The sequence below is a fragment of the Paenibacillus sp. LRG-1 genome (assembly GCF_057220305.1).
Map to the genome: position 1 here is coordinate 46,351 of NZ_CM170126.1, position 21,909 is coordinate 68,259.

General features: G+C 48.9%; 21 protein-coding genes. All 21 read left to right on the forward strand.

Translation table 11 applies throughout. The features are described from left to right. The first annotated feature begins 117 nt into the window (after positions 1-117). The 21 genes from spoVT (at position 118) to ACUUJN_RS00320 (ending at position 21,688) form a co-directional block, all read left to right on the forward strand. The gene (gene spoVT, locus ACUUJN_RS00220) at positions 118-660 is read left to right on the forward strand and encodes a stage V sporulation protein T (protein WP_023986438.1); all 543 of its coding nucleotides are present in this window, start codon (positions 118-120) and stop codon (positions 658-660) included. A gap of 142 nt (positions 661-802) precedes the next feature. Beyond that, positions 803-2,461: a putative polysaccharide biosynthesis protein gene (locus ACUUJN_RS00225; RefSeq protein ID WP_484669136.1), complete on the forward strand. Its 1,659-nt coding sequence runs from the start codon at positions 803-805 to the stop codon at positions 2,459-2,461. 159 nt (positions 2,462-2,620) lie between these two features. Beyond that, on the forward strand, positions 2,621-4,120 hold the full coding sequence (gene yabN, locus ACUUJN_RS00230; protein WP_484669137.1) for a bifunctional methyltransferase/pyrophosphohydrolase YabN: 1,500 nt from the start codon (positions 2,621-2,623) through the stop codon (positions 4,118-4,120). Positions 4,121-4,453: 333 nt separating this feature from the next. Further along, positions 4,454-4,726, forward strand: coding sequence for an HU family DNA-binding protein (locus ACUUJN_RS00235; protein WP_007428028.1), 273 nt, complete (start codon positions 4,454-4,456; stop codon positions 4,724-4,726). Next, complete coding sequence (locus tag ACUUJN_RS00240) at positions 4,726-5,004, forward strand: RNA-binding S4 domain-containing protein (protein ID WP_016818913.1); 279 nt, start codon at positions 4,726-4,728, stop codon at positions 5,002-5,004. Before ACUUJN_RS00235 ends, ACUUJN_RS00240 begins: the two co-directional genes overlap by 1 nt. Positions 5,005-5,183: 179 nt before the next feature. Beyond that, positions 5,184-5,468 (forward strand): sporulation protein YabP, encoded by a 285-nt coding sequence (yabP, locus tag ACUUJN_RS00245; RefSeq protein ID WP_013368685.1) that lies wholly within the window; start codon positions 5,184-5,186, stop codon positions 5,466-5,468. Continuing rightward, entirely contained in the window at positions 5,465-6,043 is a 579-nt protein-coding gene (gene yabQ, locus ACUUJN_RS00250) for a spore cortex biosynthesis protein YabQ (RefSeq protein ID WP_484669138.1), read from the forward strand. The genes yabP and yabQ overlap by 4 nt, the downstream gene beginning before the upstream one ends. A 4-nt stretch (positions 6,044-6,047) precedes the next feature. Continuing rightward, positions 6,048-6,377: an FtsB family cell division protein gene (locus ACUUJN_RS00255; RefSeq protein ID WP_013308137.1), complete on the forward strand. Its 330-nt coding sequence runs from the start codon at positions 6,048-6,050 to the stop codon at positions 6,375-6,377. 123 nt (positions 6,378-6,500) lie between these two features. After that, positions 6,501-7,025 carry a S1 domain-containing RNA-binding protein gene (locus tag ACUUJN_RS00260; protein WP_014279051.1) on the forward strand — a complete coding sequence of 175 codons (525 nt, stop codon included), beginning with the start codon at positions 6,501-6,503 and terminating at the stop codon, positions 7,023-7,025. 6 nt (positions 7,026-7,031) lie between these two features. Continuing rightward, positions 7,032-7,238, forward strand: coding sequence for a hypothetical protein (locus ACUUJN_RS00265; protein ID WP_023986442.1), 207 nt, complete (start codon positions 7,032-7,034; stop codon positions 7,236-7,238). Between the two features lie 292 nt (positions 7,239-7,530). Next, positions 7,531-10,038, forward strand: a complete 2,508-nt coding sequence (gene spoIIE / locus ACUUJN_RS00270) for a stage II sporulation protein E (protein ID WP_028542513.1) — start codon at positions 7,531-7,533, stop codon at positions 10,036-10,038. 126 nt (positions 10,039-10,164) lie between these two features. Beyond that, entirely contained in the window at positions 10,165-10,914 is a 750-nt protein-coding gene (locus tag ACUUJN_RS00275; protein ID WP_023986444.1) for a vWA domain-containing protein, read from the forward strand. Continuing rightward, the gene (locus ACUUJN_RS00280) at positions 10,898-11,836 is read left to right on the forward strand and encodes a protein kinase domain-containing protein (RefSeq protein WP_023986445.1); all 939 of its coding nucleotides are present in this window, start codon (positions 10,898-10,900) and stop codon (positions 11,834-11,836) included. The genes ACUUJN_RS00275 and ACUUJN_RS00280 overlap by 17 nt, the downstream gene beginning before the upstream one ends. A 66-nt stretch (positions 11,837-11,902) precedes the next feature. Further along, positions 11,903-13,351, forward strand: a complete 1,449-nt coding sequence (tilS, locus tag ACUUJN_RS00285) for a tRNA lysidine(34) synthetase TilS (RefSeq protein ID WP_068938700.1) — start codon at positions 11,903-11,905, stop codon at positions 13,349-13,351. Between the two features lie 47 nt (positions 13,352-13,398). Beyond that, positions 13,399-13,938 (forward strand): hypoxanthine phosphoribosyltransferase, encoded by a 540-nt coding sequence (gene hpt, locus ACUUJN_RS00290; RefSeq protein WP_023986447.1) that lies wholly within the window; start codon positions 13,399-13,401, stop codon positions 13,936-13,938. 97 nt (positions 13,939-14,035) lie between these two features. Continuing rightward, a complete protein-coding gene (gene ftsH / locus ACUUJN_RS00295; protein WP_028542511.1) occupies positions 14,036-16,075 on the forward strand; it encodes an ATP-dependent zinc metalloprotease FtsH in 2,040 nt (679 codons plus the stop codon). Between the two features lie 277 nt (positions 16,076-16,352). Beyond that, a complete protein-coding gene (nadB, locus tag ACUUJN_RS00300) occupies positions 16,353-17,966 on the forward strand; it encodes an L-aspartate oxidase (protein WP_339201220.1) in 1,614 nt (537 codons plus the stop codon). Then, positions 17,956-18,846 carry a carboxylating nicotinate-nucleotide diphosphorylase gene (gene nadC, locus ACUUJN_RS00305; RefSeq protein WP_075153518.1) on the forward strand — a complete coding sequence of 297 codons (891 nt, stop codon included), beginning with the start codon at positions 17,956-17,958 and terminating at the stop codon, positions 18,844-18,846. Before nadB ends, nadC begins: the two co-directional genes overlap by 11 nt. A gap of 6 nt (positions 18,847-18,852) precedes the next feature. Then, positions 18,853-19,620 carry a type III pantothenate kinase gene (locus ACUUJN_RS00310; RefSeq protein ID WP_023986451.1) on the forward strand — a complete coding sequence of 256 codons (768 nt, stop codon included), beginning with the start codon at positions 18,853-18,855 and terminating at the stop codon, positions 19,618-19,620. 218 nt (positions 19,621-19,838) lie between these two features. After that, positions 19,839-20,723, forward strand: a complete 885-nt coding sequence (gene hslO, locus ACUUJN_RS00315) for an Hsp33 family molecular chaperone HslO (protein ID WP_028542509.1) — start codon at positions 19,839-19,841, stop codon at positions 20,721-20,723. 20 nt (positions 20,724-20,743) lie between these two features. After that, positions 20,744-21,688 carry a peptidyl-prolyl cis-trans isomerase gene (locus ACUUJN_RS00320; RefSeq protein WP_053324331.1) on the forward strand — a complete coding sequence of 315 codons (945 nt, stop codon included), beginning with the start codon at positions 20,744-20,746 and terminating at the stop codon, positions 21,686-21,688. Positions 21,689-21,909: the final 221 nt, after the last annotated feature.

Genomic DNA, 21,909 nt, shown 5'->3' on the forward strand with positions numbered 1-21,909 from the left:
ACCATAAACACCATGACCGTGACGTTCTTCGTGACCGCTTCTGGGGGAGTGGAAGCGTCTTTCGATACCGTCAGTAGTTTACTAAATTCTTCTTGAGAAAGTGGGGCAACATGTGAAATGAAAGCTACTGGTATAGTTCGCCGTATTGATGACCTTGGGCGGGTAGTTATTCCAAAGGAAATTCGCCGCACCTTGAGAATTCGTGAAGGAGATCCGCTTGAGATTTTTGTGGATCGTGACGGAGAAGTCATTTTGAAAAAGTATTCACCTATTGGTGAACTTGGTGATTTCGCCAAAGAATATGCTGAGTCCCTGTTTGAAAGCACGGGCCATATTACAATGATTACCGATCGGGACACCATTATTACGGTGGCTGGAGGCTCTAAAAAAGAGTTTCTGGACAAGCCAATCGGTAGCATTATCGAAGGTAGTATGGATAATCGCAAAACTGTGCTGGAGACAGCCAGCGGCTCCTATGAGCTAACGCGAGACCACGAAGAAACACTCTCGTCCTTTGTGGCGGCTCCCATTGTTTCCGGTGGTGATCCCATTGGTTCCGTTGTATTGTTGAACAAGGACGAAAATGTAAAAATGTCCGAAATGGAGATCAAAATGGCTGAAACAGCCGCTGGCTTCCTGGGCAAACAAATGGAACAGTAACATCCCGTTTCACCCCTGTATGACGTACAGAATGGCGAAAGCCGTCCTGCGTTGTACAGGTTTTTTTTTTCTTTCCGGGAGAAGAGGCGGTATAATAGGACTCGTGAAAGATGCATATTTCAGGTGGGAGTGGAGACGGAGAATGCAGGAAAATCGCGCCGCTTCGCGGCTGCTACGAGGTGCTGTCATTTTGACACTGGCAGCAGTAGCGAGCAAGCTGATCGGCACAGTGCAAAAAATCCCGCTGCAGAATATCGGCGGCGACGGCGTGTTTGGCATTTATAATACGGTTTATCCTTTTTATACGCTGTTCATTACCATTGCAGCTGCTGGATTTCCGGCTGCAATATCCAAATTTGTAGCTGAGTTTGAGGCAGTGGGAAACCGGGCAGCGGGGCAACGTGTTGCTCGGCTATCTTCGCTTGTCTTGGGTGTCTTTGGATTGATCTTGGGCGTGCTGATGTATACGTGCGCGCCGCTCATTGGTCAATGGATCGACAATGTTCACGTTATTCCGTCGGTGAGGGCGGCGGCGTTTGCCTTTTTGTTCGTACCGGTTATGGCGGGATTGAGAGGATATTTTCAAGGTTTGCAAAATATGCTTCCGACTGCTATCTCCCAAGTGACGGAGCAGGCGATACGGGTAAGCGTGATGATTATGCTGTTGCTGCTCATGCTGTCGCAAGGAGCGGGGGCGGATATGATTGCCGCCGGAGCAGTGTTTGGTTCAGCAGCAGGTGGAGCAGCGGGATTGGTCGTCATGTTGCTATATTGGCGAAATCACAGGAAGAGGCTTAGAAGGCAAGGGACGGTCATGGCGACAGTGCAAGCACAAACTGGAGAGCTATACCCGGCGGAAAGCAACGGTGCCTTGCTAAAGGCGCTGCTGCGTTATGCCTTGCCTGTTTGCCTTGGAGCGCTAGCCGTTCCGTTAATTAGCCTGGTAGACACTTTTACCGTACCTCGCTTGTTAAAGCAGGAGGGTTTGGACGATACTGCGGTTATGGTGGCCTTTGGCGTGTATAACCGAGGTCTGCCGCTGGTACAGCTAGTCATGATGTTTGCTACCACACTGTCGGCATTATTCATTCCATCGCTGGCTGAGGCGCGGGTGACCGGCGGTACGGAGCTGGCACGTCGCCAGTGCGAGCAATCGCTGCGCTGGTTTTGGTTGCTGGGACTAGCCGCTGCGACAGGCTTGATCGTGCTGGCTGTGCCCGTCAATGTGATGCTGTATGCGGACGACACCGGCAGCGAGGTCATGCGCTGGATGGCGCTAACCGCCGTAGGCGGCACGCTCAGCATCATCTCGGCTGCGCTGCTGCAAGGGCTTGGTGCGGTTCGCGCGCCAGCTCTGGCGATGCTCGCGGCCGCAGTAGCCAAGGCGCTGCTAAACTGGCTGCTCGTGCCGCAGCTAGGCACGGCTGGAGCCGCCATTGCGGGGGCTGTCGCCTATCTGCTGGCGGCGGTGATCAACATCGTGCTGCTGGCTCGCTTGGTAGGCCTGCGTGGGAGCTGGTCCGCCAGCGTGCTCAAGCCGGCGGCACTGCTTATCGCCCTGGCTGGTGCGGCCGGGGCGGCGATGTGGGGCACCAGCGCTGTGCTGGGTGCCTTGGGATGGGCTGCCGGAGGTCGCGCCACGGCAGCCGCGGAGAGCCTGCTGGGCGTAGCAGCAGGCGCCGTTGTGTTCGTGATCGGCCTCGCACGCTTGAGGCTGATCACGGAAGCCGAGCTTGTGGCGGTGCCCAAGCTCGGACGCCCGCTGGCAGCCGTGCTGCGCAGGCTGCGTGTACTGGCTTAGCCCAGGCATAGGGCTTAGGGCGCGAAAGTGGCACAGCCATTTTATGAGCCTATACAACTTTGTGGTATAGTAAGTCCCAAAGCAAAGGAAGCGGAAGCGGGGGTAGGCCGTATATTTTTTCGAGCATGAACCTTGTTTCTGCGAAACGGAGGATTGGATATGAGCGTAACATTAACGGTCGTAGGTTTGGGCTCGGGAGATCCGGATCAGCTTACGATAGGGATATTGAACAAAATGCGGGGCGCCTCAGCGCTCTATCTGCGGACCAAGGAGCATCCTGCGGTTCAAGTGCTGATTGAGTTTGAAGTGGCTTTTGAGTCGTTTGACAAGGTATATGAGACAAAGGAGTCCTTTCCAGAGGTATACGAGGAAATTACCAGCCAATTAATTACGACAGCTGCTAAGGCGGCAGACGGAAGCGAAATCGTCTATGCGGTTCCCGGTCACCCGATGGTGGCAGAAGCAGCGGTGCAGTTGCTTAAGGAGCGTTGTCCTGCGCAAGGGATTGAACTGAACATTCTGGGTGGCGAAAGTTTCCTGGATGAGGCTTTTGTGCGTCTTGGTTTTGATCCGATCGAGGGTTTCCAACTGTTGGACGCAGGTACACTGGATGCCGGCTGGCTCCAGCCTCAGCTGCATACGCTGATCGGACAGGTGTATGACACCTTCACGGCTTCTGATGTGAAGCTGTGCCTGATGGAGCGGTATCCTGACGATTATGAGGTGTACGTCGGTCACGCTCTTGGGGTGGAAGGCGAGGAAGCGGTGCACAAGGTGCCGCTGTACGAGCTAGATCGAGTAGAGGGCTACGGGAACCTATCCTTGGTATACATACCTCGCAGTGAAGATGAGGCGCTGAAACGGCGTTCTTTTGACCGTTTACACGAGATTGTCGATATTTTACGCAGTCCGGAAGGCTGTCCATGGGATCGTGAACAGACACATCAGTCGATCCGCAAAAATCTGATCGAAGAAACGTATGAAGTCATTGAAACGATAGATGAGGACGACCCTGAGCATATGAAGGAAGAGCTGGGCGATCTGTTGTTGCAAATTTTACTGCATGCCCAAATGGAAGAGGAAGTCGGAACCTTCAATGTGTATGATGTTATCCAGGGGCTGAATGATAAGCTTATTTTCCGTCATCCACATGTATTTGGTGACAATCAAGCGAATGATGCGGAAGAGGCACTGCAAAACTGGGAGCAGATGAAGGCTGAGGAAAAACGGCTTAAAGGCACGACGGCAGCAGACCCTTCCGTACTGGATGGGGTTCCACGTGATCTGCCTGCTCTTATGAAATCGTACAAGCTCCAGAAGAAAGCAGCTAAAGTAGGCTTTAACTGGGATAGCATTGAGGGCGTATTCGATAAATTGGACGAAGAAGTGGCTGAGCTGAAGGAAGCGGTTCGTGAAGGGCATGCCGTGGAAGCCCAGTTGCTGGAGTTAGGCGATGTATTATTTGTTGCAGTGAATGCAGCTCGGTTCATGGGAGTAGATCCGGAAGAGGCATTGTCCGCCACCAATCGCAAATTTGTCGACCGTTTCCAGTATATTGAGCAGAAATTACGCGAGCAGGGACGCCGTCCCGAAGACAGCAGCGTAGATGAAATGGAGACTTACTGGCAGGAAGCGAAAAAGCTCCTTGGCAAAGCGTGATTCCACATATTCGCTTTTGGCTGCACAGAACAGTAAAATGAGACATATGCAGGGTTGAAAGAAGGCCCAGTTTGTGAAGACTTGCCAATGGGCAGAGTTTTGTAGTAGGATGTTGGCTTAACTGGGGTCGAATAAAAAAACGCCTGTCATTGCAGGATTTTTACGGACAAGCCAGAATAACTTGTAGTAATTCTGAAAATAACTGTAGCTTATAGTTAAGCGTGTTACAGTGACATTCAGGAGGGCTTCGGCCACAGTTGGACCTCACGTCTGCTCCATAAATGGACATGCAGCGTGATGATTATTTTTTGACATTTGGGAGGCTTTTATCTTATGAACAAGACAGATCTGATCAACAATATTTCCAGCAAAAGCGGTTTGAGCAAACGTGACGTTGAAGCTGTATTGAATGGCGTTCTTGGTGAAATTACAGATGCACTTGCTAGCGGTGACAAAGTGCAACTGATCGGCTTTGGTACTTTCGAAACACGCAAGCGTTCCAGCCGTACAGGCCGCAATCCACAAACCGGTAACACGATTGAAATTCCAGAATCGACCGTTCCTGCTTTTAAAGCCGGTAATAAGCTTAAAGAAGCCGTTAACTAATGCGTCTTGATAAATTCTTGAAAGTCTCGCGGCTGATTAAGCGGCGTACGGTAGCCAAGGACGTCTCCGAACAAGGGAGAGTGCTGGTGAACGGACGCGAAGCCAAGCCGAGCAGTGCGGTCAAAGTAGGCGATGAAATTACCGTCCAGTTTGGCCAGAAGCTGGTGACCGTGCGAGTGGAACGGCTCGCCGACACTACACGCAAGGACGAGGCTGCAAGTATGTACACTTTGGTAAAGGAAGAGCCTATTGCCAGGGACAATGGTTTGAACTGGTAAGCAGACATCTGATTTTCTCACAACTGTACATGAAAGCATTCCTTCATTATTTTATGAAGGAGTGCTTTTTTTTCTTTAGATGACGAGGTTTCGTCCATCATATGCTGATTAACAGCAAAAGCGGTTCTAAATCATACGGCCCCCTTCATAAGCTAAGAACAGAAGGAGGGGTACATGCCATGATTGAACAAGGGAAGTCCAAGCACCATGATCTGCGCATGCAAAGCCGCAAGCAACTCGATATTTCAGGCGTCAGCAATGTGGAGAGCTTTGACAGTGAAGAATTTTTGCTTCAGACCGAGCTGGGCCATCTCACCATTCGCGGACAACATTTACATATCAAAAACCTCAGTCTAGAAGAGGGGCTGTTGTCCATTGAAGGTTTGATTACTTCCCTCGTCTACCTGGAGCCCGGGGCCCCGGCCAAAAACGGAAAAAGCCTATTCGGCAAGCTCTTCAAATGAACCCTTACACACAATGGCTGACATTGACATGGATGCTGTTGTCGGGCATAGCCATGGGAGTGGTGTTTGACAGCTACCGGGTGCTGTCCATCCGCTTTCATTTTGCCCGCTGGAGCGTTCATATGTTGGACGTGCTGTACTGGGTGGCCTCGGCTTTGTTTATTTTCCGTGTGCTATACGCGAGTAATCGCGGTGAGCTGCGGTTTTATGTCTTTTTAGGACTACTTTTGGGGGTTTGGCTCTATTTTTGGGCCTTTAGTGTTACAACCCAACGTTTTGTGGTAATGTTATTAGAGATAGTTCGCAGACTGACGTTGATCGTGAACAGCATACTGCGCATCCTGATTGTTCTTCCGGTGTTAGCGCTGTATCGGCTGTTACGCAAGCTGGTCGGATGGACATGTGCACTTATTGTGTTCCTGGGAAGGATGCTGATATACATCCTGATGCCGGTTTGGAAGCCGATCCTATGGCTGATCGGTCCGCTTAAAGCGCGCTGGAAGACTCCAGAGTCGCTCGTAAAGCTGGGTATCAGACTGAAAAACACAGCGAAAAGATGGTTTGGAAGGAGGTAGTATCATGCGTAATTCGTCTGTAGATCGCCATTCATCTTCTACGTCCAAGTCCAACGCGGGCGGGCGCAGGCGAATCATGATTTGGTTGCTATCGCTTGCCGCCTTTGGTAGTTGGGCAATTTTTACCTTTTTTTCTCAAGGCATGATTATGGCCGATCGAAGTGAACAGCTCACCCAGAAGGAAAAGCAGAAGCAAGCTGCTACACAAACGGAACAACAGCTTCAAACCGAAGTGAATCGTCTCAAGGACCCTGAGTACATTGGCGAGATTGCCAGAAGCAAGTACGGTCTTTACAAACCGGAAGAGACGCCAATCATCGGAGATCAGAAATAGGAACATTATCGGGCCAATGCTTAGTTGACCTTGGTTCCGCCATTTTGTATAATCAAATCACCACAGCGGGATTTTTTTGCAAAAAAATCGGTTGTATATTTTAAGGGAGGATCATTTTATTCTATGGCAATTGAAGTGGGCACCAAGTTAGAGGGCAAAGTGACAGGCATCACGCATTTTGGAGCATTTGTGGATTTGTCTGGAGGTGTCACGGGTCTCGTTCACATCTCGGAAATCGCCGATAACTATGTTAAGGATGTTAACGACCACCTGAAGATTAATGATGTTGTGACGGTGAAAGTCATTAATGTTGACAAAGATGGCAAAATCGGACTTTCCATTAAGCAAACGATTGACAAGCCGGCAAGTGAAGCCCGTCCCCCAAGAGCTCCAAGACCGGAGCGTACAGGAGGACCAGGCGGAGGCGACCGTTTCGGCGGTGGAGGTTCAGGTCCAAGTCAAGGACGCGGTGGTGGTGGCGGTGGTTTCAACCGCGATCGTGGAGGCCGTTCTTTCAAGCCTGCACCGGGTAAACCTTCATTTGAGGATAAAATGTCACGCTTCCTGAAAGATAGTGAGGAACGCATTTCGTCGCTGAAAAAGAACACCGAAGGTAAACGCGGAGGACGCGGCGCGAAGCGTGTTTAATTCACTTTGACAACCGTATCAATCATACACGGAAAACCGTACAGTCGAGAGACTGCTACGGTTTTTTTGCGTTCTACCGACAACAGATGCGATAAGCAGCGGCTGTCGGCGCTGAATCCAGTGGTTAGTCGTACGGGCATTTATGAGATTCGCAATTTTGGCGAAGAAGATAAGAGCTACGATGCTGGAAAGTGGATGTTTTTTTTGTCGTGAGGACATAATCGTCCGACAAACTCCAACGGTTTTCCGTCTATCTTCTGTGCGAATCGCTAGTTTGGACATCAGGATGAACGACATCGAGAGGTTATGTAAGGAGTAGCGGGACGTTTCTTTCATCGGCTTCCATACGGGCGTAGCTTGATGTTCAGAGTGATGCTCTGTCCTTTCGCGCAGAACGTTTTTTTGTCGGAAATTTCTTGGAATAAGACGTGAGGTTCTGACAAACTTTCTCAATCGTTCTGGTTTAAGATGGGAACATCAAATTGATGAATGGGGTGCCTGACGCATGATGGAGAAATGGAACGTGGTACATTTTCCGGGGTTAAAATCTAGAAAGTCCAAATCCAAAGAGCGTACGGAAGGGTGGTCTTCCAGACTCAAGAAACGGCTGGATTCACATAAAGTGGTGCAATGGGTAACGGCGCAAAGATGGATGCTGCTATTGTCAGCTATGGGAGTTCTACTGGGACGCGCCACTATTTTGGACGAGCTTTCTCCCTTTGCCCTCGCTTATTTTGCGGTCATAACGTTTCTTCGGCGTGATCTGATGCTGCCTGTAGCTGTATCCGTTGTGTTAGGCAGCCTGCTAGCTCCTTACCCATCGTTATTTATGATTGGTGGTGAGTTACTGGTATTTTATCTCCTGTATCGCGGACTACGAACCTTCGACCGTCTGGAATTATCCTATGCCCCGCTTATGGTTTTCTTGTCTGTGTTTATGGTCAATTTATTTAACGCCGTGATGGCTCCGACTTTTACATGGTATGAACTTATCATTGTGGGGACGGATGCGGTTCTCAGCTTTATGCTTACGCTGGTGTTCACGCAGGCCATCCCGTTGTTTACGTACCGCAAGAAGACAAGCCAGCTCAAGAATGAGGAAATTTTATGTCTTATTATTTTATTAGCCTCTGTGATGACGGGAGCAGTAGGATGGACTGTTCATTCATTGTCTGTCGATCATGTACTGTCGCGATATTTGGTCTTGGTGTTTGCTTTGGTGGGAGGTGCTTCGCTGGGTGCATCGGTCGGTGTAATTACTGGCTTAATTTTAAGCTTGGCCAATATGTCTGCAATTGTGCAGATGAGTTTACTCGCTTTTGCAGGTTTGCTGGCAGGAATGCTGCGTGAAGGAAAAAAAGGTGCTGTTGCGCTTGGGATGCTGCTAGGCTCCTCAATCCTGACAATCTATTTGGACGGGACCGGAGACGTGCTGACGTCAACCTGGGAGAGCTGTGCGGCAATTCTATTATTCTTAATGACCCCAAAAAGTTTCTTTAAAGCGGTTTCTACCTATGTTCCCGGTACGCAGGACCACGCCAAATCTCAGCATGAGTATGCCAAAAGGGTCCGCGACCTCACCGCAGAGCGGGTAACGAAGTTTTCTCGTGTATTCAGTCAGCTATCCCGCAGCTTTCATCAGATATCTGCGAGTGAGAGCACGAAGTCGGATGGTGAAATCGAACACTTTATGAATGCGGTGGCGGAAGGGACATGTGCCTCCTGCTTCAAGTGTGAGCAGTGCTGGGATGGAAAGTTTATGCAAACTCATCAGTATATGACGGAAATGATGAGCGCCATTGAGGATAACCCGGATTTGGAACCGGAGCAGATCCCGCCGCAATGGAGCAAGGCATGTGCTAAAACGGGCGCTGTCCTGCAAGTGATGAAGCAGCAGTATAGCCTCTACCAACATAATATGCAGTGGAAGCGCCAAGTATACGATAGTCGTCAGCTTGTTGCTGACCAACTATCGGGTGTATCACAAATCATGGAGGATTTAGCGCGAGAAATTCAGCGGGAAGGGCAAACCATGCATCGGCAGGAAGAGCAAATACGAGAGGCTCTTGATAGACTGGGCTTGTCCATTCAATCCATTGAGATCATAAACCTGGATGCAGGTCAGGTAGAAATTGAGATTGTCCATGCCTATACAAGGGGATTTGATGAATGTCGGAAAATCATTGCTCCACTTTTGTCGGACATACTGGACGAGCATATAGCTGTGATGCGCGAAACGGAGGCAGATCGCCGCCAAGGCTTGGCTACAGTCATGTTTGGCTCTGCTAAAACGTATGAGATTGCTACAGGAGTAGCTAGTGCCGCCAAAGGAGGCGATTTTTTCTCAGGTGACAGCTACAGCATGATGGAGCTAGGGAACGGGACTTTTGCAGTCTCTTTAAGTGATGGTATGGGGAACGGAGAGCGCGCGCAGCAAGAGAGCAGTGCAGCACTTAACATTTTGGAGGAATTACTCCAATCGGGTATGGACGAAAAGTTGGCGATCAAGTCGGTCAACTCTGTCCTGATGCTGCGATCACCTGAGGAAATGTATGCTACGGTCGATATGGCGCTGATTGATCAGTACACGGCCCAGACAACCTTTATGAAGATTGGGTCTACGCCGAGTTTTATTAAAAGAGGGGAGGAGGTCATTCCCGTATCTGCCAGCAACTTGCCGATTGGCATTATACAGGATATTGAAGTTGATTTGGTATCACTGCAGCTCCAGCCGGGTGATATTCTCATTATGATTACAGACGGTATATACGACTCACCGGGTTATGCGGTTAATAAGGAAATATGGATGAAACGCATGATTCAGGAAATTGAAAGCGAAGATCCACAGCAGTTGGCCGACTGCTTACTAGAAAGGGTTATTCGATACCAACAAAATCAAATCTATGATGATATGACAGTAGTCGTTAGTAAAATAGATCACTTCCGCCCAGAATGGGCAACTCTCCATGTACCTGGCATGAGGTGGTTGGAACGTCCACGGACGGTGAGCTAATCCGACATTGCCCGGGAAATTCCTTATTCGTTTTTAAAAATCCGCATCCTTCGTTTGAATCGTTCCGGATTAGGCAAAGATAGAATCTATCGGGATAGATTAAGAGGAAGCGGAGGTCAAAAAACAATGAAGCAAATTTTGATCATTACAGACGGATGCTCAAATGTAGGTGTTAGTCCAGTCATGGCGGCTGCCCAAGCTTTACGAGAAGGTATTACAGTGAACGTCGCCGGAGTCATAGATTATGGAACTATTGGCGAGCTTGGCAGCGCGGAGATTCAAGAAATTGCTAAAGCAGGGGGAGGGTTTAGCCAGATCGTAGGGACGAAGCAGTTGGCGCAGACCATGCAGATGATGACGCGCAAAACGGTGGTTCAAACCATTCAGCAGGCGGTTAATAGAGAGTTAACGCACATTCTGGGTGAGGGTGGCGCTAAACATATTGGTGAACTTCCTCCGGCCAAACGGGCCCAGGTGGTTGAGGTGATGGATGAGCTGACAGAAACAAGCACCCTGGAGATTGCTTTGCTCATTGATGCAAGTGCGAGCATGAAGCCCAAGCTGCCTGCTGTAGAGGACAGCATTCGCGATTTGCTGCTCAGTTTACAGTCCAGAAGCGGACACAGCCGTATATCTGTATTTCATTTTCCGGGCGGAAAAATGGGAGAAGACGCAGTCATGGATATCGGTTGGACCTCTGAGCTTAACCAGATCAAATCGATATTTGGACGCTTGCGGATGAAAGGGGCAACACCGACAGGTCCTGCCATTTTACAAGTGATTGATTATTACCGATATGTTACACTAGGAGAACAGAAAGATCTGGAAGAATCCTATGGCAAAGGAGAAGGGATGCTCGGTGACTACGTCGTCTGATCCCGTTCTTGCACCCGGAACGGTCATCAAGGGCAAGTGGAAGCGGAGCAGCTATGTCATCCAGCGCTTGCTGGGCCGGGGAGCGAACGGAACTGTATATTTGGTAAAAGAAGCACAGGCCGATCGGCAATTTGCTCTGAAAATGGGGAAGAACACGCTTGATCTGCAATCAGAGATTAATGTGCTAACCACATTGCAGTCTCAGGGGACTCAGGCCGCCCTTCAGCGAAATGGAAATCCTTCCTTTTTGTTTGAGGTGGATGATGTAGTGTTACGCAGCGGAGAAATCCCCTTTTATGTTATGCGATATGTTAAGGGTGATCCGCTTCATCGTTTTGTGGCAGCCAAAGGGCCGGAATGGTATGGTGTGGCTGGAACCGGTATACTGAATCGTCTGGCGGATCTCCATCAGGCAGGATGGGTGTTTGGCGACCTGAAGCCGCAGAATATTTTGGTCAATGCCTATGGAGAGGCTGAATTAATTGACTACGGTGGGGTGTCTCTTGCTGGTCGGAGTGTTAAACAATTTACAGAATGGTATGACAGGGGATTCTGGAATGCTGGCAGCCGAAATGCCGATTCCCAGTATGACCTGTTTGCCTTCGCTCTTCTAACGATTCATATATTGGAGAGTGAATCGTTAAAGGCGGCTGCGAGCAGGCTGCCACAGTTGCGTAATACGGCAGAATTGACGGTCATCATTCGCCGCAGCCGTGTATTACGCCCCTATGCCGAATGGCTACTGGGTGCAGTGCGTGGAGAATATTCCGATACTCGTGCAGCGGCCCGATCTTGGTCACGTTTGGCTTCCGCACATGTCAGGCAATCGTCGGTCAAAAGAGGGAACCCACGCTGGCTGGGATATGCTTTCACGGTATCGCTTTTGCTGCTTGCCGGAGCGCTCTGGATTGCGTTAAGGTAGCAGCATGACTTACATAAGATAACAGATGATCATCATTTTTACGGTCGGGAGAAAAGAGGGTCGTGAATGGGAACAACAAAACCGACCGGTGTTGTACAGGAAGTGCTCGCCTTGGCGCGAGATCATTCACTGTGGAGCCCCGGAGACCGCATTGTGGTTGCTGTATCCGGTGGGCCGGATTCGGTGGCCCTTTTGCACATTTTACATGAAATATCCGTTATACATATGCCTTTACAACTCGTTTGCGCTCACGTTCATCATGGCTTCAGACCAGAGGAATCGGATGCGGAGGCTGAAGAGGTACGCAATATTGCCCGAAAGCTTGAACTTCCATTTGAAATGACTCGGGTGGATGTACCCGCTTATATGAAGGAGAGCGGGAAGGGACCACAGGAAGCAGCTCGCGAGCTGCGCTACAGCTTTTTACATGATATGGCTACAAAGTGGGAAGCACAGCATATTGCAATGGCCCACCACGGCGACGATCAAGCCGAAACGGTTCTCTTGCACTTGCTGCGTGGTAGCGGCCCAGCAGGTTTGGCGGGTATGCGTTTGGCGCGCAGGGAAAAAAATGTGCAACTCATTCGCCCGCTGCTACGTATGTACAAGGCTGACCTGATTGAGTTTTGTAACTTTTATGGTCTTTCCTATGTGATAGACAGCACTAATTTATCATCCAAATACCGTCGTAACGCCATTCGCATGGATGTGCTTCCTTTTTTGGGGCAATATAATGAGCGACTGACACCGTCCCTAAACCGGCTGGCCGAAACGATGGCTGACGAAAATGACTTTATGGAGGCATCCACACTGTCGGCATACGAGAAAATGGTGCGCTTGGATAATGGCAGGTACATGTTTCCCATCGCTTCATACCGTAAGCTATCCGTTGCTTTACAACGGAGGTTGATTAAACTAATATTAAATTATCTGCCTTCGGACAGTGAAAATTTTGATTTTCGTAAAATTGAGACCGTTCGACTAAGACTTCTCCAAGAGGCATCGTCTACATGGAGTTTGGATTTGGGAGGCGGTGCGGTTGGAGTCCGCGAATATGACCAGGCGGTTTTGTTTGACCGTACGCAAGTCGTTATGGGCGAATGGTGCTATGGACTAAGTGTATTGCCTATTTCCGGTGAGCTAGAGTTGCCTGAGGCAGGTGGTATACTTCGGTGGCGAAGGGCTTCCTATTCGGATGCGGACCATCCGGTGAATAAGGAGGAAGCGTGGTTCGACGCAGATCAATTGAGTCTGCCTTTGACTGTACGCTCGCGATTACCTGGAGATACCATGTATGTAATGGGATTAAACGGAAGAAAAAAGGTTAAAGATATTTTTATTGATGAAAAAATACCTCCTTCAATGCGTTCCGTTATTCCCATCGTCTGCGACCACTCTGGGGCTATTCTCTGGATTCCGGGCGTACGACGTTCTGTACATGCCGCGGTGCAAAAGCACACGTCTTCGGTTATATATATGTCATGGCAAAGACGAGAGAGTCCGGGGCACCGGTAATTGCGCAGGAACGGCTTTCATAGTATAAACTTAGGAGGTTTACACCGTTGCAGAATGATATTCAGGAAATATTGATCAGCGAAGAAGAAATTCAGAGTAAAATTAAGGAATTGGGTGCACAGCTCAGCGTAAAATATGAAGGGAAAAATCCATTGGTGATTTGCGTGCTGAAAGGTGCGTTTATCTTTATGGCTGATTTGGTTAAATCCATTACAGTGCCGTTGGAGCTTGATTTCATGGCTGTATCAAGTTATGGAGCATCCACAAAATCCTCAGGTATCATCAAAATCATTAAAGATTTGGACGCATCTGTGGAAGGACGCGACGTTCTGATTGTCGAAGATATTATCGACAGCGGCCTGACGCTGACGCATTTGATTGAATTGCTTAAAAACCGTAATGCCAATTCGGTATGTGTCGTAACCTTGTTCGACAAGCCTGCACGCCGGACAGTTAATCTTGAAGCAGATTATACTGGATTTACGCTTCCAGATGCGTTTGTTGTCGGCTACGGTCTGGACTATGCCGAGCACTACCGGAACCTCCCATACATAGGGATTTTAAAGCCGGAAATCTACACCAGCTAATCTCAGCCTCCAGTCCTAGGACTAAATAAGGCCCTTTGTTGAGAAGGACTTACAGGCTATGGTAAAATAACTTAAGTGTCTCGAGAGGAGGTAGGGGATGAATCGGTTCATCCGGAATTCTGGTTTTTATTTGATTCTTTTTTTAGTTGTGGTGGGTATCGTTCAGTTTGTTAGCAACAGTAACGAAGCCTCCGATCTCCCTAGATATGACCAATTACGGCAAGAGGTTAAAGCTAATAACATCTCTAAAGTAACGGTCCAATTTGACGGTTACGCCTATCTTGTAACCGGTGCATATAAGAAGCAGCCGGCTAATGCTAAATCGACCAATTTTTCCGTATATGTTCCACCAACGGATCAAGCACTAAGTGAACTGGTGAATGCCAGCGAAACGAACGGGTTTGAATACGTGCAGAAGAAAATGGAAGGCGAAAGCATTTGGCTGACGTTTTTGACTTCTATCATTCCTTTGGTGATCATGTTCCTGTTGTTCTTCTTCCTGTTTAATCAGGCACAGGGCGGTGGCGGCAAAGTTATGAACTTCGGCAAGAGCAAAGCCCGTCTGTATAACGAAGAGAAGAAGAAGGTTACGTTCGAGGACGTGGCAGGGGCTGACGAAGAGAAGCAGGAGCTTGTCGAAGTCGTAGAATTCTTGAAGGACCCACGCAAGTTTGCAGCTGTGGGCGCTCGTATTCCAAAAGGTGTTCTGTTAGTGGGCCCTCCAGGTACGGGTAAAACACTCTTGGCGAGAGCTGTTGCAGGCGAGGCCGGAGTACCGTTTTTCAGCATCTCGGGTTCTGATTTTGTAGAAATGTTTGTCGGGGTCGGTGCTTCCCGTGTTCGTGATTTGTTCGAGAACGCGAAGAAGAACGCACCTTGTATCATTTTCATTGATGAGATTGATGCCGTTGGACGTCAACGTGGCGCCGGATTGGGTGGCGGACATGATGAACGTGAGCAGACGCTCAACCAATTGCTCGTAGAGATGGATGGATTCGGCGCAAACGAAGGTATCATCATCGTAGCCGCTACAAACCGTCCGGATATTTTGGACCCGGCGTTGCTTCGTCCAGGACGTTTTGACCGTCAAATTACGGTTGACCGTCCAGATGTTAAAGGCCGTGAAGCAGTTTTGTATGTACATGCTCGCAACAAGCCATTAACGAAGGATGTTAAATTGGACGTAATTGCGAAACGTACAACAGGCTTTACAGGCGCTGATCTGGAAAATCTGTTGAACGAAGCTGCCTTGTTGGCGGCTCGTCGTAACCGCAGAGATATTTCGATGCGAGAAGTAGATGAAGCCATCGACCGTGTTATCGTAGGTACAGAAAAACGCAGCCGCGTAATCAGTGACCGCGAGAAACGAATTGTTGCTTATCATGAAGCAGGCCATACGATTATTGGTTTCTTCTTGGAAAATGCCGACATGGTTCACAAGGTAACGATTATTCCACGTGGACGTGCAGGCGGATATGTCATCATGCTTCCGAAGGAAGACCGTATGCTGACTACCAAGCAGGAATTGCTGGACAAAATCACTGGATTGTTGGGTGGACGCGTATCCGAGGAACTGTTCATTGGTGAGATCGGAACGGGAGCTTATAGCGACTTCCAGCAAGCGACAAGCATTGCACGCAGCATGATTGTAGAATATGGTATGAGTGAGAAGCTTGGTCCGATGCAGTTCGGTACTTCGCAAGGCCAAGTATTCCTTGGACGCGATATCGGTCATGAGCAGAACTACAGTGATCAGATCGCTTATCAGATTGACCAGGAGATGAATCGCTTCATCACTGAATCTTATGAGCGTGCTAGAGAACTCCTGACCAAGTATTCCAAAGAGGTTCATTTGATTGCTCAAACCTTGCTGGTAGAAGAAACCTTGGAACTTGAACAAATCAAACGTTTGATCGAGACAGGTTCTTTGGATGGTGGCACGACTGAGGGAGAAGGAACACCGGAAAATGGTGAGCCTGTGATCGACAACATTGGAGACGTCCGTGTACGTATTCAAGGTAAGGATGACGAGCCTAAGAATACAACGGATCAACCGAATGATATCCCTAATCTGCAAAAGCCAGAGGATGATAACAATTCGGGCAACTCCGGTGGTACTCCACCGACAACAACCTAATCATCCGATGGATAGTTGAATAAGCGTATATGTAAGCTCCGGGGAACCAGGTATTATGGGTTTTCCGGAGCTTTTTAAATGGAAGATTATTGCTAACGTGATTTGACAGACACCGGAACGTTGTGTACATTTATTGTTAAATAAACGGCTGTCGTCTTCTTAGCTTATAAAAGCCAACAGCCGCTGCAATCGACTTTCTATCATTTTGAACATATACGTGAGCGCATACTGTAGAACCTATGGTGTGCGCTATTCTTCTGTGAAATCAGGTGAAGGCATGATTCCAAGGTATCTAGTTGATTTTGATGTAGCGGAATTGACCCGATTGGAGGCCGACGTGTTAATAATCGGCTCGGGCATTGCGGGCTTATATACGGCGATTAAGGCTGCGGAGAATCGGAAAGTGTTGCTGATTACCAAGAAGACTTTGATGGAAAGCAACACGCGTTATGCTCAAGGCGGCATCGCTGCTGTCACATCGGACGAGGATACACCAGCTTATCATATGGAAGATACCCTGATTGCTGGTGCAGGTCTGTGTGAATCTGAGGCGGTCAGTACGCTTGTCCATGAAGGTCCAGTTGGCATTCAGGAGTTAATACGTTTGGGAACGGCTTTTGATCGTGTGGATGGTGAACTAGCGTTGACACGGGAAGGAGCGCATAGTCATCGGCGTATTTTGCATGCAAATGGAGATGCTACGGGTTATGAAATTGTTCGTGCGTTGTCAAAGCAGGTTGCTGCCCATCCCGGTATCGAAGTATGGGAAGAGTGCATGGTAATTGATCTGCTGACGGAGCATGGTGAGTGTATTGGGGCCCTCGTCCAAAAGCCAGGTGGGGAAAGGTCGTATATAACCGCTAATGCAACGATTTTGTGCTCAGGAGGTAGCGGGCAATTATACCGGTATACGACCAATCCGGATATTGCAACCGGGGATGGTATCGCTATGGCATATCGTGCCGGGGCGATTGTACGGGATATGGAATTCATACAGTTTCATCCTACGGCGTTGTGCCATCCGGGCGCTCCAAGGTTTCTAATTTCCGAAGCCGTACGGGGAGAAGGAGCCGTGTTACGCAATATTCACGGAGAACGCTTCATGGACAAGTATGATTCCCGGCAGGAGCTTGCACCCAGAGACATCGTAGCTCGTGCTATCATTCATGAGATGGAACGCACCCAAGCTGCGTTTGTATACCTGGATATTACACACGAGCCGCCAGAGCGGGTGAAGCAACGTTTTCCAACAATTTATCGGACATGTCTGTCATTTGGTTTGGATATGACGACAGACTGGATCCCCATTGCGCCTGCTGCCCATTATATGATGGGTGGTGTCCAGACCAATTTACACGGGGAAAGCTCCATTGCGCGTTTGTTCGCCTGCGGGGAAACCTCTTCTACAGGAGTTCACGGAGCTAATCGTCTGGCGAGCAATTCGTTATCTGAAGCTATTGTATTTGCCAGCAGGATTATTGAGCGACTGCATTCATTGCCACCGCTGGTCGGCCATACATTGATATCTTATAGCGATAACCGTACAGAGTTCCCGGCTTCATCCGTCACGGAGCAGCGGCATAAGCTGCAAGAAGCAATGGTTCGTTATGCTGGAGTTCGTCGGCACGGCGAGGGGCTGAAAGCAGCATTAGACGAGATGCAAGGGCAAATGCCTATTTTTGAGGCTGTGATCGCTAGCCGGGAAGAGATCGAATTTGCCAATTTGCTCACCTGTGCTTTATTAGTAACAGATGGTGCGCTGCTGCGTGAGGAGAGCCGGGGAGCGCATTATCGCGAGGATTTTCCTGAGACAGATGATAGCGTCTGGCGAAAGCATGTTCAGCAGAGACGTGAGCAAGGGATAACGGAGGAGTACGTTCATGACATCTAACAGCGAGCTTTATGGAGAGTTTAGTGGATATCAGGAAGAACTGACAGCACAAATTCGCAGCTGGCTGCGAGAAGATACGGGCTCTGGCGATGTGACCACGCGCTGGACGATTGAGCAGGGCCACCAATCCAAGGCTGTCATTCATGCCAAGGAGAGCGGCGTGGTTGCCGGTTTACCCGTGGCTGCCCTTGTATTTCAGGTAGTGGACCCTTCCTTGTCGTTCACTCCGCTGGTGACGGACGGACAGTGGATTGAAAAGGGAAGCGTTTTGGCGGAAGTGAATGGAAGTACTCATGCAATTCTGACCGGAGAACGACTGGCGTTAAATTTGCTCCAACGGATGTCTGGCATTGCCACGCGGACTCGGGCTTTTATAGATCAATTGCATGGTTTGTCCACTCGCTTGGTGGATACACGTAAAACAACACCGGGACATCGGTTGCTGGAGAAGTATGCTGTGCGTGTAGGCGGTGGCTCGAATCATCGCTTTGGCCTGTACGATGCTGTTATGATTAAGGATAATCATATTAAGGGTGCAGGTGGGATTGAACAGGCTGTAAGTCGAGCGCGCGCTAATATACCGCATACGATGACGATTGAAGTAGAGACGGAAAACATGAAACAAGTTCAGGAAGCCCTGGAAGCTGGGGCGGATATCATTATGCTGGATAACATGTCTGCCCCAGATATGAAGGAAGCCGTTCGGTTCATTCGGGAACGGGCACCACATGTCAAAACAGAAGCCTCGGGCAATGTATCGCTGGATACAGTGCGTGAGATGGCTGAGAGTGGCGTAGATGTGATCTCTGTAGGCAGGCTGACATACTCTTTTCATAACCTGGATATCAGCCTTGACCTTAACGCAAAGAAAGATAGGTGACACCCATTGATTCTTGTAGTGGATGTAGGTAATACCAATATTGTTCTGGGGATATACGAAGGGCGGGAGCTGTTACACCATTACCGGATCAGTACCTCCAGACAGGCAACCGCAGATGAATACGGCGTACTCATACATAATCTTTTTAGTATGGGTGGCGTATTAAAGGATGACATCCAGGGAGTTATTATTTCCTCTGTCGTTCCGCCGTTGGTCCGTGTATTAGAAGAAATGTGCGATAAATACATAGGCAAAACGCCGTTAATCGTCGGACCGGGAATCAAGACTGGTCTTAACCTGCGTTATGAGAATCCGCGTGAAGTAGGTGCGGATCGGATCGTGAACGCTGTTGCGGCTGTCGAACGGTTCGGCGGGCCGCTGGTTGTGGTGGATTTTGGGACAGCGACGACGTTTGATTGTATTGACGATAAGGGAAACTACTTGGGCGGTGTCATTGTGCCGGGTATCGGGATTTCGACGGAGGCATTGTATCAACGGGCTTCCAAGCTACCCCGCATCGAGTTGGAGAAACCCAAAAAGGTTATTGGTCGTAATACGGTTCATGCCATGCAAGCTGGGATTATCTTCGGTTATGCTGGGCAAGTGGATGGCATTGTGCGGCGCATTAAGGAAGAAATGCAGGCGGAGCCTACAGTTATTGCTACCGGAGGTCTTGCAGAGCTAATCGCATCAGAGGCGGAGAGCATTCAAAAAGTGTTGCCGATGTTGACGCTCGAAGGATTGCGCATCATTTACCAACGTAACGCCGAATAAAAAAGTGGGTATAAGCTGCCGCTGAGTCCAACCGAATGATTTTATCGGTTTGGATTAGCGGCGTTTTTCGTCTATACTGAAATATGTTACGTTTTTGAACAATTCGCGTGATCTGTCGATGCAGGTTGTTTATATAATAGGAAATTATGCTTCAATGATGAGCAATACTAACGAAAATAAGCAGCATAGCTGTCCTGGTGAATAGGGAGGATATCAATATGGAAAATAAGCAGGATCGACTTATTCGTGGCACAGCCATGGATGGGAGGGTTAGAGCTTTTGCTGTTCGGACAACTCAATTGGTAGAGGAATTGCGGAGAAGACACGATACGTATCCAACGGCTACCGCTGCTTTGGGGCGAACCCTCACAGCAGGTGCTATTATGGGTTCTATGCTAAAAGGAAAAGAGCGATTGACCATTCAAGTTAAAGGTGATGGACCGATTGGGCAAATCGTCGTTGATGCCAATGCTGTAGGGGAAGTGCGAGGTTATGTTACTGAACCGCATGTGCATTTGCCAAGCAATAGTATGGGCAAACTGGATGTAGCGGGTGCCGTAGGTACAGAGGGGTTCATTCATATCATCAAGGATTTGGGGTTAAAAGAACCGTATCGCGGCAGTACTCCGATTATTTCCGGTGAACTGGGTGAGGATTTTACCTATTATTTTGCCAAATCGGAACAGACCCCGTCAGCGGTGGGCTTGGGTGTGCTGGTAGATACGGATAACACGGTTATTGTGGCCGGTGGATTTATCATTCAGTTGCTTCCAGGCTTGAATGATGATGAGATTACTGCGATCGAAAATGCAGTCAGCTCCATTCCACCCGTTACTGCTTTGCTGGATCAAGGGTTGGAACTTGATGAAATGCTGCGCTGGATGCTGCCGGACGTTCGGATTCTCGATGAATTGGATATCCATTTTCAATGTGAGTGTTCACGTGAGCGCGTGGAAAAAACATTGATCAGTTTGGGAGAAAGCGAATTAGAGCAGTTAATTGAGGAAGAAGGACAGGCTGAGGTCGTATGTCACTTTTGTAATGAGGCTTATCAGTTTAATAAGGATGAATTGCAAAATCTGTTAGATCAAGCCAAATCCTAACCGGATGGGCGGTGCAAGCGATGATTACACGGGAAAAAGGATTATGGACAGCTGTCATTATTCTGACCGTTAGCGTCGCCGCCTTGGGTGGTCTTATCATGCTTCGGGGGCTGTCAAAGCCGGGTGATGTAAGCAAGGATGACGGCGATCATACTGTGGCGGAGATGGGTCAGGAAGGCATATCGGAGGAACAGTGGGTAGCGGAACTGAAAAAGCGATATGGAACCAATACGCTGTTGCAAATGTTGAATCGTAAAGCCGTGCAGGCTGAAACCAAGCGTCTCGGTATCAAGATCACCCAAGAGGATTTACAGCAGGTGCTGGAGCAGGATAGTAAAGGGTATGACTCAGATCAAGCCTACTTTGATGAAATGCAGCGACAGTTTGGCTTAGATCCGGTTGACTTGCGGAATGAAGCGGAATACCGGATTGGTTTGGAGAAAATAGCCACGCAGGGTATTCAAGTTCAGGAAGCTGAGATTGACGAGTATTGGGAACAGCACCCTGAGGAATTTGCCGTCGGTAAGCAGATCCAATTGGCAGCTCTTTATGTGGATAATGCGGAGGAAGCAGAAGCGTTGCTAGATCGGGTCAAGCAGGGGGAGAGCTTCGATGTGCTGATTCAAGAGTATTCAGGTAAGCCTTTTGGCAAGGATAGCAGCGGGCATTTGGGATGGGTGGATGAATATGATCCATTGCAACCGGAGGCGATCATGAAGGCGGCGAGAGAGCTAAGCTCCGGGGATGTTGCAGGTCCGATCTCTGTTAACGATGGCTATGCTGTCATTTATGTACAGGATGTCCGGTTGAAGAATTCTCCGGATAAGCAGCAGATCCGGCAGCAAATTCGCCGATCTCTTGCGCTTGCACAGGCCGCTCCTTTGGAAGAGGTCGAGAAGAGTCTACGTGATAAATATGGAGCGCGTATTTTATCTGGAAAAGATGCATCCTCCGCTGCTCTGTAACGTAGTGAAAGAATATTGGTTTGAAGGAAGCACGATGCTGATAACGCGTGTTGACAGCATCGCGGCTTACTCACTCGTATTGACATTGGAATTGAAGATTGTTATGATTAGCGTATAAAACCCACTATTTTTATCGGAAATTAAATGAACGGTACAGAATTAAAGTGATTGACTAAGAATGATCTACAAAATGATTTCGCAATTTTTAATACATCATCTAC